At 73.3% G+C, this 23666-nt stretch carries 17 protein-coding genes; 13 read left to right on the forward strand and 4 right to left on the reverse strand.

Annotated features, from left to right (window positions below; translation table 11 throughout):
* The first annotated feature begins 155 nt into the window (after positions 1-155).
* Entirely contained in the window at positions 156-854 is a 699-nt protein-coding gene (locus ACFV1W_RS18585) for a class III extradiol dioxygenase subunit B-like domain-containing protein (RefSeq protein WP_380417822.1), read from the forward strand.
* A 4-nt stretch (positions 855-858) separates the two neighbouring features.
* On the opposite strand, the gene ACFV1W_RS18590 is transcribed toward ACFV1W_RS18585, so the two are convergent.
* Positions 859-1116 carry an antitoxin gene (locus tag ACFV1W_RS18590; RefSeq protein ID WP_380417824.1) on the reverse strand — a complete coding sequence of 86 codons (258 nt, stop codon included), beginning with the start codon at positions 1114-1116 and terminating at the stop codon, positions 859-861.
* 196 nt (positions 1117-1312) lie between these two features.
* On the opposite strand from ACFV1W_RS18590, the gene miaA reads away from it, so the two are divergent.
* The 5 genes from miaA to hflX all read left to right on the forward strand — a co-directional run bounded on the left by miaA (position 1313) and on the right by hflX (position 7991).
* Positions 1313-2248 (forward strand): tRNA (adenosine(37)-N6)-dimethylallyltransferase MiaA, encoded by a 936-nt coding sequence (gene miaA, locus ACFV1W_RS18595; RefSeq protein ID WP_380417826.1) that lies wholly within the window; start codon positions 1313-1315, stop codon positions 2246-2248.
* Between the two features lie 229 nt (positions 2249-2477).
* The gene (locus ACFV1W_RS18600) at positions 2478-2990 is read left to right on the forward strand and encodes a hypothetical protein (RefSeq protein ID WP_380417828.1); all 513 of its coding nucleotides are present in this window, start codon (positions 2478-2480) and stop codon (positions 2988-2990) included.
* A gap of 55 nt (positions 2991-3045) precedes the next feature.
* The gene (gene dapF, locus ACFV1W_RS18605; RefSeq protein WP_380417830.1) at positions 3046-3957 is read left to right on the forward strand and encodes a diaminopimelate epimerase; all 912 of its coding nucleotides are present in this window, start codon (positions 3046-3048) and stop codon (positions 3955-3957) included.
* Between the two features lie 168 nt (positions 3958-4125).
* The gene (locus tag ACFV1W_RS18610) at positions 4126-6492 is read left to right on the forward strand and encodes a RelA/SpoT family protein (protein ID WP_380417832.1); all 2367 of its coding nucleotides are present in this window, start codon (positions 4126-4128) and stop codon (positions 6490-6492) included.
* Positions 6489-7991 carry a GTPase HflX gene (gene hflX, locus ACFV1W_RS18615; protein ID WP_380417834.1) on the forward strand — a complete coding sequence of 501 codons (1503 nt, stop codon included), beginning with the start codon at positions 6489-6491 and terminating at the stop codon, positions 7989-7991. The genes ACFV1W_RS18610 and hflX overlap by 4 nt, the downstream gene beginning before the upstream one ends.
* 42 nt (positions 7992-8033) lie before the next feature.
* On the opposite strand, the gene ACFV1W_RS18620 is transcribed toward hflX, so the two are convergent.
* On the reverse strand, positions 8034-9290 hold the full coding sequence (locus ACFV1W_RS18620) for a trypsin-like serine peptidase (RefSeq protein WP_380417836.1): 1257 nt from the start codon (positions 9288-9290) through the stop codon (positions 8034-8036).
* 28 nt (positions 9291-9318) lie between these two features.
* Positions 9319-10497, reverse strand: a complete 1179-nt coding sequence (locus ACFV1W_RS18625; protein ID WP_380417838.1) for a trypsin-like serine peptidase — start codon at positions 10495-10497, stop codon at positions 9319-9321.
* Positions 10498-10833: 336 nt separating this feature from the next.
* Here ACFV1W_RS18625 and ACFV1W_RS18630 point away from each other — a divergent pair, with 336 nt between their 5' ends.
* The 5 genes from ACFV1W_RS18630 to ACFV1W_RS18650 are packed head-to-tail and all read left to right on the forward strand — an operon-like array spanning position 10834 to position 18564.
* Positions 10834-12630: an IucA/IucC family protein gene (locus ACFV1W_RS18630; protein ID WP_380417840.1), complete on the forward strand. Its 1797-nt coding sequence runs from the start codon at positions 10834-10836 to the stop codon at positions 12628-12630.
* On the forward strand, positions 12522-13214 hold the full coding sequence (locus ACFV1W_RS18635) for a GNAT family N-acetyltransferase (protein WP_380417937.1): 693 nt from the start codon (positions 12522-12524) through the stop codon (positions 13212-13214). Before ACFV1W_RS18630 ends, ACFV1W_RS18635 begins: the two co-directional genes overlap by 109 nt.
* A gap of 9 nt (positions 13215-13223) precedes the next feature.
* Positions 13224-14642, forward strand: coding sequence for a lysine N(6)-hydroxylase/L-ornithine N(5)-oxygenase family protein (locus tag ACFV1W_RS18640; RefSeq protein ID WP_380417842.1), 1419 nt, complete (start codon positions 13224-13226; stop codon positions 14640-14642).
* Positions 14620-16443, forward strand: coding sequence for an IucA/IucC family protein (locus tag ACFV1W_RS18645; RefSeq protein WP_380417844.1), 1824 nt, complete (start codon positions 14620-14622; stop codon positions 16441-16443). Before ACFV1W_RS18640 ends, ACFV1W_RS18645 begins: the two co-directional genes overlap by 23 nt.
* 12 nt (positions 16444-16455) lie before the next feature.
* The gene (locus ACFV1W_RS18650) at positions 16456-18564 is read left to right on the forward strand and encodes an ATP-dependent DNA helicase (RefSeq protein ID WP_380417846.1); all 2109 of its coding nucleotides are present in this window, start codon (positions 16456-16458) and stop codon (positions 18562-18564) included.
* Between the two features lie 123 nt (positions 18565-18687).
* Here ACFV1W_RS18650 and lexA read toward each other — a convergent pair whose 3' ends face one another.
* On the reverse strand, positions 18688-19383 hold the full coding sequence (gene lexA / locus ACFV1W_RS18655) for a transcriptional repressor LexA (RefSeq protein ID WP_188299320.1): 696 nt from the start codon (positions 19381-19383) through the stop codon (positions 18688-18690).
* A gap of 529 nt (positions 19384-19912) precedes the next feature.
* On the opposite strand from lexA, the gene nrdR reads away from it, so the two are divergent.
* Both nrdR and ACFV1W_RS18665 read left to right on the forward strand, forming a co-directional pair.
* Positions 19913-20410 carry a transcriptional regulator NrdR gene (gene nrdR, locus ACFV1W_RS18660; protein WP_380417848.1) on the forward strand — a complete coding sequence of 166 codons (498 nt, stop codon included), beginning with the start codon at positions 19913-19915 and terminating at the stop codon, positions 20408-20410.
* 236 nt (positions 20411-20646) lie between these two features.
* The gene (locus ACFV1W_RS18665; RefSeq protein ID WP_380417850.1) at positions 20647-23541 is read left to right on the forward strand and encodes a vitamin B12-dependent ribonucleotide reductase; all 2895 of its coding nucleotides are present in this window, start codon (positions 20647-20649) and stop codon (positions 23539-23541) included.
* Positions 23542-23666 lie beyond the last annotated feature (125 nt).

A 23666-nucleotide genomic window follows, 5' to 3' on the forward strand; every position in this document is an offset into this window, starting at 1 on the left:
GGGGGCCCCCCGGGGGGGGGGGCGCGTGGGGGGGCGACTCCCCCCCGCGCGGGGCGGGGGGCCGGGGGGGCCCACGCGCTCCCGCCGGGCCGCCGTCGTGGGGCCCGTCTCTCCCCGCGGCCGGGTTGCGGGCGGCAGGGCCTAGAGTGATCGGCATGCTGGTAGCCGCCGCCGTGTGCCCCTGTCCGCCGCTGCTCGTCCCCGAGGTCGCCGCCGGGGCCGCGCCCGAGCTGGACGCGCTGCGCGCCGCGTGCGACGAGGCGCTGGCCGCGCTGGTCGCGGCCGAGCCGCAGCTGGTCGTGGTGGTCGGCGCCGGACCGGAGGCCGAGGTGTGGACCGAGGGCGGGGCCGGGTCCTTCCACCGCTACGGGGTGCCGCTGGTCGCCAAGCTGCCGGGGGCGCGGGTCGAGGGCCCGGAGCTGGCGCCCTCGCTGACCGTCGGCGCCTGGCTGCTGGAGCGCGCCGGGGTGGCCCTGCCGACGCACGCCTGCGCGGTGCCCGCCGACGCCCCCGCCGACCGGATGCTGGGCCTGGGCCAGGGCCTGGCCGGCCTCGCCGAACGCGTCGCCCTGCTGGTCCTCGGCGACGGCAGCGCCTGCCGCTCGCTGAAGGCGCCCGGCTACCTGGACGAGCGGGCCGAGGGCTTCGACGCCGCGCTGGCCGCCGCCCTGGGCTCCGCCGACCTGCCCGCCCTCGCCGCCGTCGATCCCGCACTGGCCGCAGAACTCAAGGCCGAGGGCCGGGCGCCCTGGCAGGTGCTGGCCGGCGCCGCCGAGGGCGCCGGCCTCACCGCGCGGCTGGGTTACCAGGACGCCCCGTACGGCGTCGGGTACTTCGTGGCGTCCTGGGCCTGACCGGCTACGGCTGCGGGGGCCGGGGGGTCTGACCCTCCTCGCCGCCCGGCTTCGGCCTGTGGGCGAAGTCGCCGACCGCGTCCTTGGCCTTGCCGGCACCGTGCTCGATCTTTTCGCTGTACTTGCCCTTGGTGGCCTTGTCGATCGCGCCGCCGGCCTTGTCCACGAACTGGTCGATCTGCTCGCCGTGCTTGCCCGCGAGCTCGCTGGCCTTCTCCTTGAGCTCCTCGGCCTTGCCCTTGAGGTTGTCCATCAGACCCATGGCGATCTCCTTCGTTCCCTGTCCCCCTGCTCGACGTCCCCCTGCTCAACGCACGCGACGGGCAAAGCGTTCGCAAAAGCGGCGGTCGACCGCGGAGAACGGCCGGAGACCGTCCGGAGAACGGTCATGTCCTCGCGCGGTCGGGGCGACCGGCGGCCCGGTCCCGGCCGCCGCGGCGGTTTGCGAGACTGGAGCGGTGAGCAGCTCCCGTGTGATCAGCATCGTCGGCGCGACCGCCGCCGGAAAGTCCGACCTGGCCGTCGCCATCGCCCGCAGCCTCGGCGGCGAGGTGATCAACACCGACTCGATGCAGCTGTACCGGGGTATGGACATCGGCACCGCCAAGCTGACCATGGACGAGCGCGGGGGAGTGCCGCACCACCTGCTGGACATCTGGGAGGTCACCGAGGCCGCCAGCGTCGCCGAGTACCAGCGGCTGGCCCGGGCCGAGATCGACCGGCTGCTCGCCGCCGGGCGCGCCCCCGTCCTGGTCGGCGGCTCCGGGCTGTACGTCCGGGCCGCGATCGACGAGATGGAGTTCCCCGGCACCGACCCCGGGGTGCGCGCCCGGCTGGAGGCCGAACTGGAGCAGGCCGGCCCGTACGCGCTGCACCGGCGGCTCGCCGAGCTGGACCCGGCGGCCGCGGAGGCGATCCTGACCAGCAACGGGCGGCGGATCGTCCGAGCCCTGGAGGTCATCGAGATCACCGGGCAGCCCTTCACCGCCAACCTGCCGAGCAACACCGCGGTGTACGAGGCGGTGCAGATCGGCGTCGCCGTCCCGCGCCCCGAGCTGGACGAGCGGATCACCCTGCGGGTGGACCGGATGTGGGAGGCCGGGCTGCTGGACGAGGTGCGGGAGCTGGAGAAGGCCGGACTGCGGGAGGGCCGGACCGCCTCCCGGGCGCTGGGCTACCAGCAGGTGCTCGACCACTTCGCCGGCGAGTGCACCGAGGACGAGGCGCGGGCCGAGACCGTCCGGGCCACCAAGCGCTTCGCCCGCCGTCAGGAGTCCTGGTTCCGACGGGACGACCGCATCCACTGGCTCTCCCGACCGGCCGGCACCGACCCGGTCGAGCTGCTGGAACGCTCCCTCGAACTGATCGGCCGTCAGGGATTTCCGGCCGCATAGGACCTGTTCCGGCCAATTCGGCGGTGCACCTGCGCGCGCAGGCGACCGTGCAGAGCGCACCGGGGGTCACGGCCCGATCACGTGATGGCCACGGATCACCCGAGGACCCCGGTCCGGCCCCGAACGCCCCCTCTGGACATGCCATCATCGATGCCATAAGGGTCGGCCCGCGCGGGTCGGCCGTGCCCGGCCGCGAGTCCGCTCGTGTCGAACAGTCAGGGGAGGCCGTGTGTCGACCGGTACCGGCCCCGAACCCGGCCAGAGCGGGAGCGTCACAGCACCGGCCGAGGAGTTCGACGAGTCGACGATGGGCGACCTCCCGGTGCTGACCGGCCTGGAGGCGCCGACCTCCTACGCCTCCGCGGTGCCCGCGCTGGACACCCGCACCCCGCCGGACGCCGCCGTGCACGAGCGGGAGATCCGGCCGCTGCGCCGGCTCCGCTGGTGGCAGACCCTGCCGATCGCGCTGCTCGGCACCCTCGGCTCGCTGATGTTCGCCTTCCCGCTCGCCTTCGGCTCCGCCGGGGCGCGGGCCACCATGATCGGGATGCTCGGGCTGCTGTTCACCGCCGCCTCGTTCGGCTGGGGTGCGATGGCCGCCCGGCACGCCGGCTACAAGTGGCCGGGGCTGCCGCGCCGGGGTTCCGGACAGCGGGCGGGCTGGAAGGCCATCGTGGTCTACACCCTGATCGCGATGGCCGCCTGCGCGCTCGCGGTCTGGCGGGTCGCCTACCTGCGCTGAGCGGGCCGCGGGCTCCCTTCCCGGCCGCCGGGCGGGCATCAGTACCATCGGAGGGGTGAGCGCATCCTCTCCCCAGCGGGCCGGCCTCCCCTTCTTCAAGGGGCACGGCACCCAGAACGACTTCGTGATCGTGCCGGACCCGGACGGCGTGCTGGAGATCGGCCCGGAGGCCGTCGCCGCGCTGTGCGACCGGCGGGCCGGCATCGGCGGCGACGGGCTGCTGCGCGTGGTGCGCGCGGCCGCCGACCCGGCCGCCGCGGACCAGGCCGACCGGGCCGAGTGGTTCATGGACTACCGCAACTCCGACGGCAGCATCGCCGAGATGTGCGGCAACGGCCTGCGGGTCTTCGCCCGTTTCCTGGTCGAGGCCGGCCTGGCGAAGCCCGGTGAGCTGGCGATCGCCACCCGCTCCGGAGTGCTCACCGCGAAGGTCGCCGACGACGCCGGGGACGGCACTCCCGGTGAGGTCACCATCGACATGGGCCGCGCCCGGCTGCCCGGCCCCGACGGCATCGAGGTCGCGGTCGGCGAGCGACGCTGGCCCGCGCTGAACGTCAACATGGGCAACCCGCACGCGGTGGCCTTCGTGGAGAGCCTGGACCACGCCGGGGACCTCCGCACCGCGCCGCTCACCAGCCCCGAGGGGGCGTACCCGGAGGGCGTCAACGTCGAGTTCGTGGTGGACCGCGGCCCGCGGCACGTCGCGATGAGGGTGCACGAGCGCGGCTCCGGCGAGACCCGCTCCTGCGGCACCGGCGCCTGCGCCGTCGCGGTGGCGGCCATCCGCCGGGACGGTGTGGACCCGGCGGTCACCGGCGAGGCGGTCTCGTACACCGTGGACGTGCTGGGCGGCCGACTGGTCATCACCGAGCACCCGGACGGCCGGGTGGAGATGACCGGGCCGGCGGTGATCGTGGCCGAGGGGCGGCTCGACGAGCGCTGGTGGGCGGCCCTGACCCAGGGCTGACGGCCCGGTTTGCCCAATTCGCGCGGTGACGAATCCCCCCGATCGGGTGATACCGCTCGCGGACGGGAATCACTGCGTCGCGGAACGTGCTCTGCTCGGTAGCATGGACCACCGGGTCGATCACCCCACGGGGAGGGGCAGCGCCCGGCGACGTTGCCGGAGGTGCCGATGACCATCGAAGCCGGGCGGCCCCCCTTCACGGGGCAGCCGACGAGCGCACGGCAGGCCGGGGCCCGGCGGCCCCTGGGGGAGCTCTCCCGGGCCGCCCTCGGCCGAGCCGGGCGGGCCGCCTTACTGGCCACCGGGCGCCCGCCCGTGCCGGACGCCCTGGAACCGCTGGTCCGGGTGCACCGGCAGCACCATCCGCAGGCGGACCTCGCCCTGCTGGCCCGGGCGTACCGGCTGGCCGAGGCCAGCCACCGCGGCCAGAAGCGCAAGAGCGGCGAGCCGTACATCACCCACCCGCTGGCCGTCACCATGATCCTGGCCCAACTCGGCGCCGGGACGACCACCTTGGTCGCCTCGCTGCTCCACGACACGGTCGAGGACACCGAGTTGACGCTGGACCAGGTGAGCGCCGGTTTCGGCCCCGAAGTCGCCTACCTGGTCGACGGGGTGACGAAACTGGAGAAGGTCGACTTCGGCGCCGCCGCCGAGGCCGAGACCTTCCGCAAGATGCTGGTCGCCACCGGGGACGACGTCCGGGTGATGGTGATCAAGCTCGCCGACCGGCTGCACAACATGCGCACCATCCGGCACATGAAGCCGGCCAGCCAGGTGCGGATCGCCAAGGTCACCCGCGACGTGCTGATCCCGCTGGCCGAGCGGCTCGGCATCCAGGTGCTCAAGGCGGAGCTGGAGGACATCGTCTTCGCCACCCTGCACCCCGAGGAGCACGCCCGCACCCGCGCCCTGATGGCCGGTCACGAGGCCGAGCCGGACGCCCTGCTGGAGCCCTTCGCCCGCCGGCTGGCCCGCCAGCTGGCCGAGGCCGGGGTCTCCGCCGAGGTGACGGTACGGCCCCGGCACTGCGTCTCGCTGCACCGGGTGCTGGTCAAGCGGGCCGCCGTGCCCGGGCCGGACGGACAGCCGCAGCGCCCGCAGGCCGCCGACTTCGGGCGGCTGCTGGTGGTGGTCGAGGAGAACGCCGACTGCTACGCCGTGCTCGGCGAGCTGCACACCTGCTGGACGCCGCTGCCCGGCGAGTTCAAGGACTTCGTCGCCGCCCCCAAGTTCAACCTCTACCAGTCGCTGCACACCGCCGTGGCGCTGGACGGCGCGGTGGTGGAGGTGCTGGTCCGGACCCGGCGGATGCACGAGGTGGCCGAGACCGGGGTGGTCGCGCTCGGCGACCCGTCCCGGACCGGCGCCGCCCAGGACGCCGACGAGCTGGACCGCACCGACCCGGCCCGGCCCGGCTGGCTGAGCCGGCTGCTGGAGTGGCAGCAGGAGACGCCCGACCCGGACGCCTTCTGGTCCGCGCTGACCGCCGACCTGGCCGGCGACCGCGAGATCACCGTGGTGACGGAGAGCGGTGAAACGCTTCAGCTCAGGGCCGGGGCCAGCTGCGTGGACGCCGCCTACCTGCTCGGCGAGGAGACCGGCCACCGATGTATCGGCGCCCGGGTCAACGGCCGGCTGACCGCGCTGTCCACCGTGCTTCAGGACGGGGACGTGCTCGCGGTGCTCACCGAGGGCCCCCCGGCCGGGAGCGGCCAGCGCGGCGCCGAACCCTCGGGGCCGTCGCCGGAGTGGCTGGCGCACGTCCGCACCCCCGCCGCCCGGCTGGCCATCGAGCGCTGGCTCGCCGACCACCCGGCCCGGCTGCCGGTGGTGCGCACCGGCCCGGCCGGCGGCCAGCCCGCGCCGCCCGCGCACCCGGCGGGCGAGCGCCGGGCCGCTCCGGTCGCGGTGGCCGGCCGGCCCGGAGCGACGGTGCGGCTGGCCCGCTGCTGCACGCCCGTCCCCCCGGACGAGGTGGCCGGCTACCCCATCCGCGGCGGCGCGGTGGCGGTGCACCGCACCGGCTGCCCCGCCGGTCAGCGGCTGCGCGCGGACGGGCGCGCCGAGCTGGAGGTCCGCTGGCAGCCGGAGGGCGCCCCGGCCGCCGGCCACCGGGCGACCCTGCTGCGGGCCACCCTGCGGGCCGAGGCGCTGAACCGGCCCCGGCTGCTCGCCGACCTCACCGCGGCGATCTCCGCCGAGGGGGTGGGCATCGTCTCCGCCGAGGTCGAGCCGCCGCAGGAACTGCGGGTCCGGCACACCTACACCGTCGAGCTGCCCGAGCCGGGCGCCCTGCCCGCCCTGATGCGGGCGATGCTGAGGGTCTCCGGGGTGTACGACGTGAGCCGTCCGCACGCGCCCGAGGGGACCCAGACCCGGCACTCCGGCGGAAATGGGGGTGACCGGTCCGTGCCGGGCATGGGACCATCATGGGGAATTCACGGCCGGTCCACGGCGTTCCGAGAGCACAGGGGCTCTGGCGGGACCCAAGGGCCTCCGCCGCAGCATTCCAGCGACCAAAGGACAGAATGACCTCCACGTTCGACACCCGCGACCACGCCGACGCCCCGCGCCGCCTCGACGGTCTGCGGGCGGGAGCCCTCATGGACGAGGACCTCGCGGCCATCGACGAGGACCTCGGCCACAACTACGACGGCGACCAGTACGACCGCAGCGAGCGCGCAGCCCTGCGCCGGGTCGCCGGCCTCTCCACCGAACTCGAAGACGTCACCGAGGTCGAGTACCGCCAGCTCCGTCTGGAGCGCGTGGTGCTCGTCGGCGTCTGGACCGACGGCACCCTGGAGGAGGCGGAGAACTCGATGGCCGAGCTCGCCGCCCTCGCCGAGACGGCCGGCTCCGAGGTCCTGGACGGCGTCATCCAGCGCCGCGACAAGCCCGACGCGGCCACCTACATCGGCTCCGGCAAGGCGCAGGAGCTGCGCGACATCGTCGCCTCCAGCGGCGCCGACACCGTGGTCTGCGACGGTGAGCTCACCCCCGGCCAGCTGATCCACCTGGAGGACGTGGTCAAGGTCAAGGTCGTCGACCGGACGGCCCTGATCCTGGACATCTTCGCCCAGCACGCCAAGTCCCGGGAGGGCAAGGCGCAGGTCTCGCTCGCGCAGATGCAGTACATGCTGCCGCGCCTGCGCGGCTGGGGTCAGTCGCTGTCCCGGCAGATGGGTGGCGGTGGCTCCGGCTCCTCGGGCGGCGGCATGGCCACCCGTGGTCCCGGTGAGACCAAGATCGAGACCGACCGGCGCCGGATCCGCGAGAAGATGGCGAAGCTCCGCAAGGAGATCGCCGACATGAAGAAGGGCCGCGACACCAAGCGCCAGGAGCGCAAGCGCCACCAGGTGCCGTCCGTGGCCATCGCCGGGTACACCAACGCCGGCAAGTCCTCCCTGCTCAACCGGCTCACCGGTGCGGGCGTGCTGGTGGAGAACGCGCTGTTCGCCACCCTGGACCCGACCGTGCGCCGGGCCCAGACCCCGAGCGGGCGGCTGTACACCCTGGCCGACACCGTCGGCTTCGTCCGGCACCTGCCGCACCACCTGGTCGAGGCCTTCCGCTCGACCATGGAGGAGGTCGCCGACGCCGACCTCATCCTGCACGTGGTGGACGGCTCGCACCCCGAGCCGGAGACGCAGCTGGCCGCCGTCCGTGAGGTCATCGTCTCGGTCGACGCGCAGAACGTCCCCGAGATCGTGGTGATCAACAAGGCGGACGCCGCCGACCCGCACGTGCTGCAGCGCCTGCTGCGCCGCGAGCCGCACGCCATCGTGGTGTCGGCCCGCAGCGGCGCGGGCGTCGATGAGCTGCTGAAGCTCATCGACGACGAGCTGCCGCGTCCGGCCGTCGAGGTGCGGGCCCTGGTGCCCTACACCCAGGGCGCGCTGGTCTCCCGGGTGCACAAGGAGGGGGAGCTGCTCTCCACCGAGCACACCGGCGAGGGCACACTGCTGCACGCCAAGGTGCCGGCCGAGCTGGCCGCCGAGCTGGAGCACTTCACGGTCGCCCTGCAGGGCTGAACCGCCCGCTGGAGCAGCCCCTGGACGACTTCCGTCCGGGGGCTACTTCACGTTCTTGGTGAAGTAGTCGAAAGCCTGCTTCGCCTGGTCCTGGAGGGACGGCCCGGCCAGGTAGCCGACCGGGTCGCGGTCGCCGATCGAGCTGACGCTGACCAGGTTGGGCCTGCCGTCCTTGGTGATGAACCAGCCGCCGCCGCCCGCGCCGCCGGTCATGGTGCAGCCGATCACGTACATCGGCGGGCGGGCCGGGTCGAAAGACAGCCGGCCCGGCGCGGCGGCGGAGTCGCAGCGCTGCAGCTCCGTGCCGTCGAAGGGCCGCTCGACCGGGTAGCCGAAGGCGGCGGCCGAGGTGATCTGCTCGCGGGGGGCGTTGAACCAGACCGGGACGGAGCCGCCGACGGTCTCCTCCAGGGAGCGGCCTGAGTCGGACTCCCCGCGCACTCGGACGATCCCGTAGTCGTACTGGTCGTGGGCGCCGACGCCGCTCTCCTGGAGCCAGGTCGGCGACACCAGCGCGCGCACCACCGTCCAGCGGCCGTACGGGGCGGCCTGGCGGTCGTCGTACGGCTTGCCGCGGGCCGCCCGGCCGTCCCGGTTGAAGGCGGGCACGAAGACCAGGTTCTTCACCCAGCCGCCGCCCCTGCCGTCGTGCAGGCAGTGGGCGGCGGTGTAGACCAGGTTGCTGCGGCCCGGGTTGAGCGGGTCGGAGACCACCGTGCCGGAGCAGACCGCGTCGCCCTGGGAGGCTGTCATCAGCAGCTTGCCGACCAGGGCGGAGTCCGGGCCGTACGGGTGCGGCTGCGGACGGGCCCGGACGGCGCCCGGCGGGGCGTCGCGCTGGACGGCGGCCGGGGAGGCGGCGGTCAGCGAGTACTCGGGGGTGGGCCGGGCACCGGCGGCCTCCGTGCGGGCGGTCGTCCAGTAGCCGGGGGCCACCTGGCCGGTGAAGCCGCTGTCGGCTACGTAGCGGGCCCAGTCCTCCAGCTTCCAGCCGCTCAGGTCGCCCCGACTGGTCGGCGCGGCCCTGGGCAGTGCCGCGGGCGGTGCGGCCGGGGCGGCGGGGCCGTCCGGGCCGCAGGCGGCCGCGGTGAGCGTCAGGGCGGCGAGCAGCGCGGCGCTGGCCGTGGCGGCCCGCCGTGCCCTGGTGGCCGTGCTGCTGGTGTCGCCCATGGTGCTGGCGGTGCTGGTGCTGCTCATGGTTTCGGCACTGATGCTGACACTGCTGACACTGCTGGCGGTGCTGGCGGTGCTGGCGGTGCTGGCGGTGCTGACACTGCTGGCGGTGCTGATGGTGCGCAAGCTGAGGAGTCCCCCGTGGTGGTGCCGGTCACTGCTTCCTGGAGATCCAGTCCAGGGCCTGCTTGGCGACCGTCTCCAGGTACGGGCCGCTCAGCGAGGTGTGCTCCTGGGTGCCGATCGAGGTGTTGCTGACAAGGGCCGTCCGGCCGTCCGGCATGGTGGCGAACCAGCCGCCGCCGCTGGCACCCTGGGTCATGTTGCAGCCGATGGTCAGCATGGACGGACGCTTGGCGTCGAAGGACAGCCGGGTGGGTTTGCCGCCGTCGCACTTGTACAGTTCCTGGCCGTCGAACGGCTTGACCAGCGGGTAGCCGACGGCCGACACCTTGAGCTGGTCGCGGGGCGCGTCGAACCACACCGGGGCGGCCGAACCGACCGTCTCCTCCAGGGACTTGCCGGTGTCGTTCTGGTTGTGCACGCGCATCACGGCGAAGTCGTACTGATTGGCGGCGTCACCGGTCGGGCCGCCCTCGACCATCCACTGCGGGGAGGTGACGACCTGGTCGGCCCACCAGGTGCCGAGCGGGGCCAGCTCGGACAGCGGGGCCTTCCTGCCGCCGCTGGAGGCGCCGGAGTCGTTGTACGCGGGGACGAAGACCAGGTCCTTGTAGAAGTCCCCGCCCTTGCCCTGGTGGACGCAGTGCGCGGCCGTCCAGACCAGGTTGCTCCTGCCCGGGTGCTGCGGGTCGGCGATCACCGTCGCCGAGCAGTTGCCGCGGCCGCCCTGGGCGGAGAAGAACACCTTCCCGGAGGGCTGCTTGAGGTACGGGCGGGGCATCTGGACGGCCTTGACCACCGGCGGCTCCGGGTCGGTCACGCCGTCGTCGGCGGCCGGCTTGGCGGTCGGCGGGGCCGGGTCGGCGGGCTTGGCGTCGCCCATCTTGTCCGGGTTCCAGAAGTCCTTCACCACCGGGTTGTTGAAGACGTGCTTGGACGCCCACTTGTCCCAGTCGTCGAACTTCCACTTCTTCAGGTCGTCCCAGCTCTTCGGCAGCCCCTCCAGCAGGCTGCTCGGCAGGCCGGACGGCAGGGTGATCCCGCCGATGGCGCCGCCGCCCGGGCCCGCCGAGCCGCTCGCGTCCGTGGCGGGCGGCGGCGCCGCGGTCCGGTCGCCGCCCGCCGGGCCGTCCGGGCCGCAGGCGCTCGCGGCCAGCAGTGTTCCGGTGACCAGGGCGGCGGCCAGGGCTGACCGGTGGATCGATGGCATCTGTGCGCTTCCCCCTGTGCTCGGTCGGACTTCGGTGCGGCGGCTCACCGCCCTGGAGTCTTCCATCGCCGGCAAGGACGGCGGCGGCCGCCCCCCGGGTTCCGGAGCTGACCGGAGGTCACCGGTCCGTGACGCGGGGCCGTTCCCCTCGTTGGCACAGCAGGGCTGCCCCGCCCGGTGGTGCACTATCCCCGGTCTTCACCCGGACGAGTGATCCATCCTTGTGATCACCCGTCAGGGATAGGTAACCCTTACCTGACGCGACGGTGCGAGCGCCCGCCCATCCCCTCCGCCACCAGAGCGCGTCCGCACCCCCACGCGCACCAAGGAGCAGCCTTGAGCACCGCCCTCACCGGAGCCCCGCCCGTCCCGTCGCCGACGGCGGGCCGGGCCGCCTCGCCCGACCCGCTGCTGCACCCCGACCCCGCCGTCGCTGCCGAACAGGCCGCTCTGGAAGCCCTGTTGAGGTGCTGGACGCGGGAGACCGGAGCCCGCCCCGGAACGGACGGCCGACTGCGGATCGACGTCCTCGGCGGCGCCGCCCGGCTCACCGCTCCGGTCCGCTACTGGTCGTCCGGCGGCTGGCACCGCTTCGGCCCGGCCACCCTCTCCGCCGGCGAGGGGACCGCGGCGGCCCCGGTGGACGCCGTCACCGCCGCCGCACTGCTCGCCGCCGCGGCCGCCGAACGGCCCGACCCCGGGCAGGTCGCCGACCTCGCCGCCCGGGTCGCCGACTCGGTGATGCGCACCGCCGAGATCCTCGCCCACCGCCGCACCGGCGCCGAACCCGGCGGGCCGGAGAGCTCCCACTTCCTCGCCGCCGAACAGTCCCTGCTGCTCGGCCACCCGCTGCACCCCACCCCGAAGAGCCGCGACGGCCTCGGCCCGGCCCAGAGCGCCGCCTACTCGCCCGAACTCCACGGCTCCTTCCAACTGCACTGGTACGCCGTGGACCGCGCGGTCCTCGCGACCGGCTCGGCCGTCGCCCGGAGCGCCGACCGGCTCACCGCGGCCCTGCTCGGCGGCGGCGCCGCACTGCCGCCCGGCACCGCCGCCCTGCCGCTGCACCCCTGGCAGGCCCGCGAACTCGCCCACCGCCCGGCCGTCGCCGCCCTGCTCGCCGACGGACTGCTGCACGACCTCGGCCCGGCCGGCGAACCCTGGCACCCCACCTCCTCGGTGCGCACCGTCTACCGGCCCGGCACGCCGTGGATGCTCAAGCTCTCGCTCGGCCTGCGGATCACCAACTCCCGCCGGGAGAACCTGCGCAAGGAACTCCACCGCGGCCTGGAGGTGCACCGGCTGCTGGAGACCGGGCTCGCCGCCGAGTGGCGGGCCGCCCACCCCGGCTTCGACATCGTCCGCGACCCGGCCTGGATCGGGGTGGACCACCCCGGCCTCGGCGACCCCGGTGGCCTGGACACCGTGCTGCGAGCCCAGCCCTTCGCACCCACCGAGCGCGCGCTGTGCGTGGCCGGGCTGGTCGCCGAGCAGCCGCGCGGCACCGGCACCACCGTGCCGTCCCGGCTCGGCGACACCCTGCGCTCGCTCGCCGCCCGCACCGGCCGTCCGCTGCCCACCGTCGCCGCCGAATGGTTCCTGCGCTACCTGGACGCCGTCGTGCTGCCCGTCCTCTGGATGGACGGCCGGGGCGGCATCGCGCTGGAGGCGCACCTGCAGAACAGCATCGTCCTGCTGGACGCCGAGGGCTGGCCCAGCGGCGGCCGCTACCGCGACAACCAGGGCTACTACTACCGGGAGAGCGCCGCCGGGCGGCTCACCGCCCGACTGCCCGGACTCGGCGCGCAGAGCGACACCTTCCTGCCCGACGCCGTCATCGACCACCACTTCGCCTACTACCTCGGCATCAACCACGTGCTCGGGCTGGTCGGCGCCCTCGGCTCCCAGGGGCTCGCCGACGAGACGGTGCTGCTGGCCGGGCTGCGCCGGTTCCTGGCCGGTCCGCGGGCCGCCGCCACCGGCTCGGCGCTGCCCGCCCTGCTGCTGGACGCGCCCACCCTGCCCTGCAAGGCCAACCTGCTCACCCGGATCAACGGCCTGGACGAGCTGGTCGGGCCGGTCTCCACCCAGTCCGTGTACGTGGACATCCCCAACCCGGTGGCGGGCGGCTGATGCTGGACGACCTGCCCGGGTGGGGCGAAGCCCCCACCCCGGCCGGCCGGTTCCGGCTCAGCCCGGTGCGGCTGCCCGCCGACCTGGAACTGCTCGCCGGCTGGATGAACGACCCCGAGGTCGACGAGTTCTGGGCGCTCGCCGGGCCGCCGGCCGTCACCGAGCGGCACCTCCGGGCCCAACTCGACGGCGACGGGCGCAGCGTGCCCTGCCTCGGCCTGCTCGACGGCGCCCCGATGAGCTACTGGGAGGTCTACCGAGCCGACCTCGACCCGCTCGCCGCGCACTACCCGGCCCGGCCGCACGACACCGGCGTGCACCTGCTGCTCGGCCCCGCGGCCAGCCGGGGCCGGGGACTGGGGGCCCAGCTGCTGGCCGCACTCGCAGAAATGATTCTCCGCCGACTGCCCGACTGCGGACGGGTGGTGGCCGAACCGGACGTCCGCAACCGCCGCTCGGTCCGCGCCTTCGAACGCGCCGGGTTCCGGGCCGCCGCCGAACTCGACCTGCCCGACAAACGCGCCGCCCTGATGATCCGTGACCGCGACGCAAGGCCCGTCTCGCGGCTCCGACTCCCCGCCTAGGAAACGCCAGTGGACACCCTCCTCCCGCACGACCCCCCGTACGACCTGCTCGGCGTCGGCATCGGCCCGTTCAACCTCTCGCTCGCCGCCCTCGCCGAGCCCGTGCCCGGCCTGCGCACGCTCTTCTGCGACCAGCGCCCGGAGTTCCGCTGGCACCACGGCATGCTGGTGGACGGCGCCCGGATGCAGGTGCCCTTCCTCGCGGACCTGGTCTCGCTGGTGGACCCGACCAACCCGTGGTCCTTCCTCAACTACCTGCGCGCCCAGGACCGGCTCTTCCCGTTCTACTTCGCCGAACGCTTCCAGCTGCCCCGCCGGGAGTATGACCACTACTGCCGCTGGGCCGCCGAGCTCCTGCCCAACTGCCACTTCGGCACCGAGGTCACCGCCCTGCACCGGGAGGGCGCGCTGTTCCGGGTCGAGTTGACGGACACCGCGACCGGGCGGCGCACCGAAGCCAGGGCCCGCAACCTCGTGCTCGGCGTCGGCACCCGTCCCGTGCTGCCCGAGGCCTTCGCCGCCCTGGCGGACCATCCCCGGGCCTTCCACTCCGCCGAGTACCTGGACCGCCGTGCCGACCTGGCCGGCGCCCGGGACATCACCGTGATCGGCAGCGGCCAGTCCGGCGCCGAGGTCTTCCTCGACCTGCTCCGCCGCCACGAGGGCGACGGCGTCCGGCTGCGCTGGCTCACCCGCACCAGGGCGCTCGCCCCCATGGAGTACTCCAAGCTCGGCCTGGAGCACTTCACCCCCGACTACACCCGCTACTTCCACGGCCTGCCCGGGCCCGTCCGGGACGCCCTGGTCACCGCCCAGTGGCAGCTGCACAAGGCTGCCAGTGCCGAGACCCTCGCCGAGATCCACGACCACCTCTACGAGCGCACCATCGGCCGCCCGATCGACACCGTCCCGGTCGAGATCACCCCCGGCACCGCCGTCACCGACGCCCGGCCCGGCCCCCGCGGCGGCCTCGAACTCCACTGCCGGCACACCGACTCCGGCGCCGAGCACGTGCTGCGCACCGACGCCGTGGTGCTCGCCACCGGCTACCGCGCCGCCCGCCCGGCCGCCCTCGAACCGCTCGCCCACCTGATCGACTGGGACGAGTCCGGGCGCTACCGGGTCGACCTCGACCACCGGGTCGCCACCCGGCCCGGGCTCACCGGCGGCCTCTACGTCCAGAACGCCGAGCTGCACACCCACGGCGTCGGCACCCCCGACCTCGGCCTCGGCGCCCACCGGGCCGCCGTCATCCTCAACGCCGTCACCGGGCGGACCGTCCACCGGCTGCCCGACCGCACCGCCTGGACCGGCTTCGCACCGCCCGTCCCCGCCGGTCCGACCGGCGCCACCGACCTGCTCGAACACCCCGCCCCCGTCGTCCCCCGCCCCCAGGAGCTGACCCGTGCCGCAGCCGTCGGCCGCTGAACCGCCGCTCTACCTGCCCCCGCACCTCACCGCCGGGCACTGGCAGCGGGCCGGCCGCGCCCTGCTGGCCAAGATGCTCGGCGAGTTCGCCTACGAGGAACTCCTCAGGCCCGTCCCGGGCGCCCTCGACGGCGAATACCTGCTGAAGCTGCCCGAGGCCGAGTACCGATTCGCGGCCCGGCGCGGCGCCTACGACAGCTGGCAGGTCGACCCGGAGTCGATCCGCTGCTCCCAGCCGGACGGCCTGGACCCCCTGCGCTTCCTGCCGTACGCCCGCGAGACCCTCGGGATGCGCGGCGAGACCACCGCCCACCTGATCCGCGAGCTCTCCGCCACCCTGACCGCCGACGCCCGCCAGCTCGCCACCGCGCTCACGGCCGCCGAACTCGCCGACCTCGACCACCCCGCGCTGGAGGGCCGGCAGGGCGGGCACCCGTGGATCGTCCCCAGCAAGGGCCGGATCGGCTTCTCCGGCACCGACGCCGCCCGCTGGACCCCGGAGGCCCGCACCCCCCGACCGCTGCCCTGGATCGCCGTCCACCGCCGGCTCGCCCAGTACCGCGGCGTGCCCGGCCTGGAGCACCCCGAGCAGCTGTACGCCCGGGAACTGGACGACGTCGACGCGCTGCGCGCCCCGCTCGGCGCCGACGCCGACGACTACCTGCTGCTGCCCGTCCACCCCTGGCAGTGGGACGAGACGGTCCTGTCGCTGTTCGCGCCCTGGATCGCCTCCGGCGAGATCGTCCCGCTGGCCTCGGACGGCGACCCACGGCTGCCCCAGCAGTCCATCCGCTCCTTCTTCAACACCGCCCACCCCGAGCGCTGCACCGTCAAGCTGCCGCTGTCCATCCTCAACACCCTGGTCTGGCGCGGACTGCCGGTCGAACGGACCCTCGCCGCGCCCGCCGTCACCGCCTGGCTGCACCGGCTGCGCGACGCCGACCCGTACCTGCGGGACGAGTGCCGGGTGATCCTGCTCGGCGAGATCGCCTCCGTCACCGTCGACCACCCCGTCTACCGGGAGATGCCCGAATCCCCCTACCAGTACAAGGAACTGCTCGGCGCGATCTGGCGCGAACCACTCGGCCCCTTCCTCGCCCCGGACGAACGCGCCCGCACCCTCGCCGCCCTGCTGCAGACCGGCTCCGACGGGCGCGCGCTCGCCGCCGAACTGATCACCCGCTCCGGCCTCACCCCCGCCGAGTGGACCGGCCGGCTGTTCGCCGCGCTGCTGCCGCCGCTGCTGTACTTCCTCCACCGCTACGGACTGGTCTTCTCCCCGCACGGCGAGAACGCCATCGTGGTCTTCGACGACCGCGGCACCCCGACCCGCCTCGCGGTCAAGGACTTCGTCGACGACGTCAACCTCAGCGACCAGGACCTGCCCGAGCTGCGCGACCTGCCCGCCGAGGTCGCCGACGTACTGCTGCGGGACGACCCCCAGGGCCTGTGCCAGTTCATCCACTCCGGGCTGTTCATCGGCGTCTTCCGCTACCTCGCCCCGCTGCTGGAGGCGCAGACCGGACTGCCCGAGACCGAGTTCTGGGCCCTGCTGCGCGCCGAGATCCACCGCTACCAGGACCGCTTCCCCGAGCTGCGCGAGCGCTTCGAGCTGTTCGACCTGTTCCGGCCCCGGATCGACCGGCTCTGCCTCAACCGCAACCGGCTGATCATGGACGGCTACCAGGACCGTCCGCACCGCCCGCACGCCGTCCGGCACGGGACGGTGCCGAACGCCCTGGTCGCCGTGGAGGTGCGCGTTCCGGCCGAGCGGGACCGGATTGTCACCCCCGCCCCGTAGGGTGGAAGGGTCATGACGAACGACTCCGAATCCCAGCCCGCGACGGACCTCGGCGACGAGGCCGAGGAAGCCGTCGCCGTCCCGCGCTCGCGGATCCCCGAGCTGCTCCACGCCGCGGTCGAGTCCGTCGGCGGCGTCGAGCGCCCCGGCCAGGTGCGGATGGCCGAGGCCGTCGCCGACGCCGTCGACCACGCCGAGCACCTGCTCGTCCAGGCCGGCACCGGCACCGGCAAGTCCCTCGCCTACCTGGTGCCGGCCCTCGCCCACGGCGACCGCGTGGTGGTCGCCACCGCCACCCTGGCGCTGCAACGCCAGCTGGTGGAACGGGACTTGCCGCGCACGGTCGAGGCGCTGCACCCGGTGCTGCGCCGCCGCCCGCTGTTCGCGATGCTCAAGGGCCGCTCCAACTACCTCTGCCTGCACCGCGCCAACGAGGGCACCCCGAGCGACGAGGGCGAGGGCCTGTTCGACCCGGTGGACGCGCTCGGCGGCCCCGCGGGCAAGCTCGGCCAGGAGGTGCTGCGGCTGCGCGACTGGGCGGAGGAGACCGAGACCGGCGACCGGGACGACATGAGCCCCGGTGTCTCGGACAAGGCCTGGGCGCAGCTGTCCGTCACCTCCAAGGAGTGCCTGGGCGCGACCCGCTGCGCGTACGGGCAGGAGTGCTTCGCGGAGAAGGCCCGGGAGCGGGCCAAGCTGGCGGACGTCGTGGTCACCAACCACGCGATGCTCGCGATCGACGCGATCGAGGGCGCGCCGGTACTGCCCGAGCACGGGCTGCTGATCGTGGACGAGGCGCACGAGCTGGTCAACCGGGTCACCGGCGCGGCCACCGCCGAGCTGACCGTCGGCGCCGTGAACCGGGCGGTGAAGCGGGCGGCCCGGCTGGCCAACGAGAAGGCCGTGGACCTGCTGCAGGCCGCCGCCGAGAACTACCACGGCCTGATGGAGACCGCCCAGCCCGGTCGGGTCGAGGAGCTGCCCGAGTACCTGGCGTACGCGGTCACCGCGATCCGGGACTCCGCCCGGCAGGTGATCTCCTCGCTCGGCGAGACCAGGGACAAGGGGCTCAGCGACGAGGACGCGGTCCGCAAGCAGGCGATGGCCTCGGCCGAGACCCTGCACGAGACGGCCGAGCGGCTGCTGGAGGACTCCGAGTACGACGTCGTCTGGATCGAGCGCAGCGACCGCTACGGGCTGGGCACCGCCTCGCTGCGGGTCGCGCCGCTGAGCGTGTCCGGGCTGCTGCGCGAGGGGCTCTACAAGGAGCGCTCGGTCGTGCTCACCTCGGCCACCCTCAAGCTGGGCGGGGACTTCAACGGCGTGGCCGGCTCGCTCGGCCTGCCCAAGGAGACCAGGCTGCCGGACCGGCGCACGCCCGGCGACAACCCGGAGCCCGGCTTCGGGGAGGACGCCGTCCCGTACTGGCGGGGGATCGACGTCGGCTCGCCGTTCAAGTACCCCAAGCAGGGCATCCTGTACGTCGCCAAGCACCTCGCCGACCCCGGGCGCGATCCCGAACGGCCGGACATGCTGGACGAGTTGGAGGAGCTGATCGGCGCGGCCGGCGGGCGGACGCTGGGCCTGTTCTCCTCGATGCGCGGCGCCCAGGCGGCCGCCGAGGCGATGCGGGAGCGGCTGGACCACCGGATCCTGCTCCAGGGCGAGGACACCCTGGGCGAGCTGATCCGGGAGTTCGCCTCGGACGCGACCACCTGCCTGTTCGGCACGCTCTCGCTGTGGCAGGGCGTGGACGTGCCCGGTTCGGCCTGCCAGCTGGTCGTGATGGACCGCATCCCCTTCCCGCGGCCGGACGACCCGCTGATGAGCGCCCGTCAGAAGGACGTCGAGCAGCACGGCGGGAACGGCTTCATGGCCGTCGCGGCGACGCACGCGGCGCTGCTGATGGCGCAGGGCGCGGGCCGGCTGGTCCGCGCGGCGGACGACCGGGGCGTGGTGGCGGTGCTCGACCCGCGGGTGGAGACCAAGCGGTACGGGGGCTTCTTCCGGTCCTCGATGCCGGAGTTCTGGTACACCACGGACCGCAACCAGGTGCGCCGCTCGCTGGCGGCGATCGACGCCTCGGCGCCGCCGGTGAGGCCGGTGGCGAAGCGGGGCTGAGGGTTGCGGGCCTTCGGGCCCTCCCCGGGGAACGGCCCGGGGAGGGCCCGGCGAACGCCGGAGGGGCTCCCCGCAGTGGCGGTGGAGCCCCCTCTCCGGTGTGGTGCGGGTGGCGCGGCGCCGTCAGAGGCGGCGCAGGACCGCGACGACCTTGCCCAGGATGGTGGCGTTGTCGCCGTTGATCGGCTCGTAGGCCGGGTTGTGCGGCATCAGCCAGATCCGGCCGTCCTCACGCTTGAGCCGCTTGACGGTGGCCTCGCCGTCGATCATCGCGGCCACGATGTCGCCGTTCTCGGCGACCGGCTGACGGCGCACGGTGACCCAGTCGCCGTCGCAGATGGCCGCCTCGATCATCGAGTCGCCGCGCACGGTGAGCGCGAACAGCTCGCCCTCGCCGACCAGCTGGCGGGGCAGCGGGAAGACGTCCTCGACGGTCTGCTCGGCCAGGATGGGACCGCCGGCGGCGATCCGGCCGACCAGCGGCACGTAGGAGGTGGAAGGGCGCCCGGCCGTCTCGGCGGTGTTCGGGCGGGCCACCTCGACGCCGCGGACCTCGTAGGCGCGCGGGCGGTGCGGGTCGCGGCGGAGGAAGCCCTTGCGCTCCAGGGCCATCAGCTGGTGGGCGACCGAGGAGGTGCTGGACAGGCCCACGGCCTGGCCGATCTCGCGCATGGACGGCGGATAGCCGCGGCGCTGGACGGAGTCGCGGATGACCTCGATGACCCGGCGCTGGCGCTCGGTGAGGCCGGCCTCGTCGGTGCGGATGCCGGGGGGACGGCCGGGCATCGCACGGGCCGGGGAGGGGTGGGTGTCGTCCATCGTGGGGGAGGGTTCGATGGGCTGGTCGGGGACGCGGCCGGTGGTGGACACGGCCGGGCCGGAGAGGCGGTGGTCTTCGCTACGGTCCATGCTGATGTCCACGCTCTGCTGATTCGTGGTGCGCTGCCCCACCTTGAACTGGGAGTGTTCCTGCACCGGGATGGTGTTGCTTTCGATGGTGTTCACGGCGGCCCCTCTCGACGGCTGTCCTCTCCCTTTTCCAGCCCAACGCACCTCCTATCGAAAGGTTGCGCCAAACACACGTTCGAGTGAATTATTCGGGAGTTGGCTGACTCGATCAAGGCTTTGTTGTACATCGAGCAATTGTTCGATCGAAATGTCGCCTCCGGAAGTCTAATCGGCGCCGACACGCCACGGGTGTCGCATCCCCCGAAGGCCTAGATGTAGTGGCTAGAGTCCTCTCCGTGCCCAGTACTAGTGGTCGCGTCGCATGATCAGCTTGCCGAGGCCGGGGGCGCATCGCTTAGACTCAACCGGTCCGCACGTCCTGCCAGGGAGGGATCCCCAGGTGCACTGCCCCTTCTGCCGGCACTCCGACAGCCGCGTTGTCGACAGCCGGACCACCGAGGACGGCAGCTGCATTCGCCGTCGTCGACAGTGCCCGGACTGCGGTCGCCGTTTCACCACCGTGGAGACGGCCGCGCTCATGGTCGTCAAGCGCAGCGGCGTCACCGAACCCTTCTCCCGGCAGAAGGTGATCACCGGAGTCCGCAAGGCCTGTCAGGGCCGTCCGGTCACCGAGGACGCCCTCGCCCAGCTCGGGCAGCGGGTCGAGGAGTGCGTGCGGGCCAGCGGCAACGCCGAGCTGACCACCCACGACGTGGGGCTGGCCATACTCGGCCCGCTGAAGGAACTCGACCTGGTCGCGTACCTGCGCTTCGCCAGCGTGTACCAGGCGTACGACGGACTAGAGGACTTCGAGGCCGCCATCGCGGAACTCCGTGCCGAGCGGCCCGTCACCGAGGCGGACGGCACCTGCGTGCCCGTTCCCGCCGCCGCGCCCTAGGAGGCGCGCCCGGCCCCCGGGGGGCCGCCACAGCCAGCACGACGCAGGCCCCCAGCGGGCCGTCGGCACCACTGGCCCCGCGTGGGCCCACGCGTGCCCGGAAACGGGGCGCGGAACACTACGAACCGTGCGTAAGCGGGCGGGGTCTCCGCCTGCCCGCACACCGGAAGAACGAACCAGCGGTGCCCGGATTTTTCGGGGCACTTCGGGCGTTTGCCCAGGAGGAGGAGCGAGAAGTGACAGACACCACGAGCGGTTCCGCGCGCGGGTCGAAGTCCGAGAAGGCCGCGGTCAAGGGCGCCAAGGCCCCGAAGGGCGGTCTCCGGATGGAGCGCATCTACACCACCCCTGGCGTGCACCCGTACGACGAGGTCCGCTGGGAGCGGCGCGACGTCGTCATGACCAACTGGCGCGACGGCTCGATCAACTTCGAGCAGCGCGGCGTGGAGTTCCCGGACTTCTGGTCGGTCAACGCCGTCAACATCGTCACGTCCAAGTACTTCCGCGGCGCCGTCGGCACCCCGCAGCGCGAGTGGAGCCTCAAGCAGATCATCGACCGCGTGGTGCTCACCTACCGCGCGGCCGGCGAGAAGCACGGCTACTTCGCCGGCAAGGACGACGCCGAGATCTTCGAGCACGAGCTGACCCACGCCCTCCTCCACCAGGTGTTCAGCTTCAACTCGCCGGTCTGGTTCAACGTCGGCACCAAGCAGCCCCAGCAGGTCAGCGCGTGCTTCATCCTGTCCGTCGACGACTCCATGGAGTCGATCCTCGACTGGTACAAGGAAGAGGGCATGATCTTCAAGGGCGGCTCCGGGGCCGGCCTCAACCTCTCCCGCATCCGCTCCTCCAAGGAACTGCTGTCCTCCGGCGGCAACGCGTCCGGCCCGGTCTCCTTCATGCGCGGCGCCGACGCCTCGGCCGGCACCATCAAGTCCGGTGGCGCCACCCGCCGCGCGGCCAAGATGGTCGTGCTCGACGTCGACCACCCGGACGTCGAGGCCTTCATCGAGACCAAGGTGAAGGAGGAGGAGAAGATCCGCGCCCTGCGCGACGCGGGCTTCGACATGGACCTCGGCGGCGACGACATCGCGTCCGTCCAGTACCAGAACGCCAACAACTCGGTCCGCGTCAACGACGAATTCATGACCGCCGTCGAGAACGGCACCGAATTCGGCCTGCGCGCGCGGATGACCGGCGAGGTCATCGAGACCGTCGACGCCAAGAAGCTGTTCCGCAAGATGGCCGAGGCCGCCTGGGCCTGCGCCGACCCCGGGATCCAGTACGACTCCACCATCAACCACTGGCACACCTGCCCGGAGTCCGGCCGCATCAACGCGTCCAACCCCTGCTCCGAGTACATGCACCTGGACAACTCCAGCTGCAACCTCGCCTCGCTGAACCTGATGAAGTTCCTGCGCGAGGACACTGCGTCGGCCGGCGGGGTGGGCTTCGACGCCGCGACCTTCGCCAAGGTCGTCGAGCTGGTCATCACCGCGATGGACATCTCCATCTGCTTCGCCGACTTCCCGACCGAGAAGATCGGCGAGACCACCCGGGCCTTCCGCCAGCTCGGCATCGGCTACGCCAACCTCGGGGCCCTGCTGATGGCCACCGGCCACGCCTACGACAGCGAGGGCGGCCGCGCCCTGGCCGGCGCCATCACCTCGCTGATGACCGGCACCGCCTACCGCCGTGGCGCCGAACTCGCCGGTGTGGTCGGCCCGTACGACGGCTACGCCCGCAACGCCGCCGCCCACCAGCAGGTCATGAAGCAGCACGCCGACGCCTCCCTGGACGCCGTCTCCTTCGACGACCTGGACGCCCCGGTCTGGCTCGCGGCCAACAAGTCCTGGCAGGACGTGCTGCGCATCGGAGCGCAGAACGGTTTCCGCAACGCCCAGGCCTCGGTGCTCGCCCCGACCGGCACCATCGGCCTGATGATGGACTGCGACACCACCGGCGTCGAGCCCGACCTCGCCCTGGTCAAGTTCAAGAAGCTGGTCGGCGGCGGCTCGATGCAGATCGTCAACGGCACCGTCCCGCGCGCCCTCAAGCGCCTCGGCTACCAGGACGAGCAGATCGAGGCGATCGTCGCCCACATCGCCGAGCACGGCAACGTGGTGGACGCTCCCGGTCTGAAGACCGAGCACTACGAGGTGTTCGACTGTGCGATGGGCGAGCGCTCCATCTCCCCGATGGGGCACGTGCGGATGATGTCGGCGATCCAGCCGTGGATCTCCGGCGCCATCTCCAAGACGGTGAACATGCCGGCCAGCGCGACCGTCGAGGACGTCGAGGAGATCTACTTCGAGGCGTGGAAGATGGGCGTCAAGGCGCTCGCCATCTACCGCGAGAACTCGAAGGTCGGCCAGCCGCTCTCGGCCAAGAAGAAGGACTCCGAGGGCAAGTCCGAGGAGGCTGCCGTTCCGGCCGCCGTCGAGAAGGTCGTCGAGTACCGCCCGGTCCGCAAGCGCCTGCCCAAGGGCCGCCCGGGCATCACCACCTCCTTCACGGTCGGTGGCGCCGAGGGCTACATGACCGCCAACTCCTACCCGGACGACGGCCTCGGCGAGGTCTTCCTGAAGATGTCCAAGCAGGGTTCGACCCTCGCGGGCATGATGGACGCCTTCTCCATCGCCGTCTCGGTCGGTCTGCAGTACGGCGTGCCGCTGGAGACCTACGTCTCGAAGTTCACCAACATGCGCTTCGAGCCGGCCGGTCTGACCGACGACCCGGACGTGCGGATGGCCCAGTCGATCGTCGACTACATCTTCCGCCGCCTGGCGCTGGACTTCCTGCCGTTCGAGACCCGCTCGGCGCTCGGCATCCACTCCGTCGAGGAGCGCACCCGCCACCTGGAGACCGGCTCCTACGAGCCGCTGGAGGTCGAGGAGCTCGACACCGAGTCGCTGGCCCAGTCCGCCCCGGTCGCCGCCGCCAAGCCGGCCCCGGCCGTCGAGGCGCCCAAGCCGGCCCCGAAGCAGGCCCACAACTCCACGGAGCTGATGGAGATCCAGCTCGGCCTCAACGCCGACGCGCCGCTCTGCTTCTCCTGCGGCACCAAGATGCGCCGCGCCGGCAGCTGCTACCTCTGCGAGGGCTGCGGCTCCACCAGCGGCTGCAGCTGACCGCCGGACCGACCCGCGCGGGTGAGCCACCGCTGAGGCGGGGGGGGGGCAGGTGCAGACCGCCCCCCCGCGAGAAGGTGGGCCGGCGCGGCGCAGGGGCAAAAAAAGGCCGGGGCCCGGCCCCC

It is taken from the genome of Kitasatospora sp. NPDC059648 (assembly GCF_042734825.1).
Lineage (GTDB): Bacteria > Actinomycetota > Actinomycetes > Streptomycetales > Streptomycetaceae > Kitasatospora.

Coding starts and splice junctions, on each gene's coding strand:
- ACFV1W_RS18585 (WP_380417822.1), top strand. CDS start 156: ATGCTGGTAGCCGCCGCCGTGTGCCCCTGTCCGCCGCTGCTCGTCCCC.
- ACFV1W_RS18590 (WP_380417824.1), bottom strand. CDS start 1,116: ATGGGTCTGATGGACAACCTCAAGGGCAAGGCCGAGGAGCTCAAGGAG.
- ACFV1W_RS18610 (WP_380417832.1), top strand. CDS start 4,126: ATGACCATCGAAGCCGGGCGGCCCCCCTTCACGGGGCAGCCGACGAGC.
- hflX (WP_380417834.1), top strand. CDS start 6,489: ATGACCTCCACGTTCGACACCCGCGACCACGCCGACGCCCCGCGCCGC.
- ACFV1W_RS18625 (WP_380417838.1), bottom strand. CDS start 10,497: ATGCCATCGATCCACCGGTCAGCCCTGGCCGCCGCCCTGGTCACCGGA.
- ACFV1W_RS18650 (WP_380417846.1), top strand. CDS start 16,456: ATGACGAACGACTCCGAATCCCAGCCCGCGACGGACCTCGGCGACGAG.
- lexA (WP_188299320.1), bottom strand. CDS start 19,383: ATGGACGACACCCACCCCTCCCCGGCCCGTGCGATGCCCGGCCGTCCC.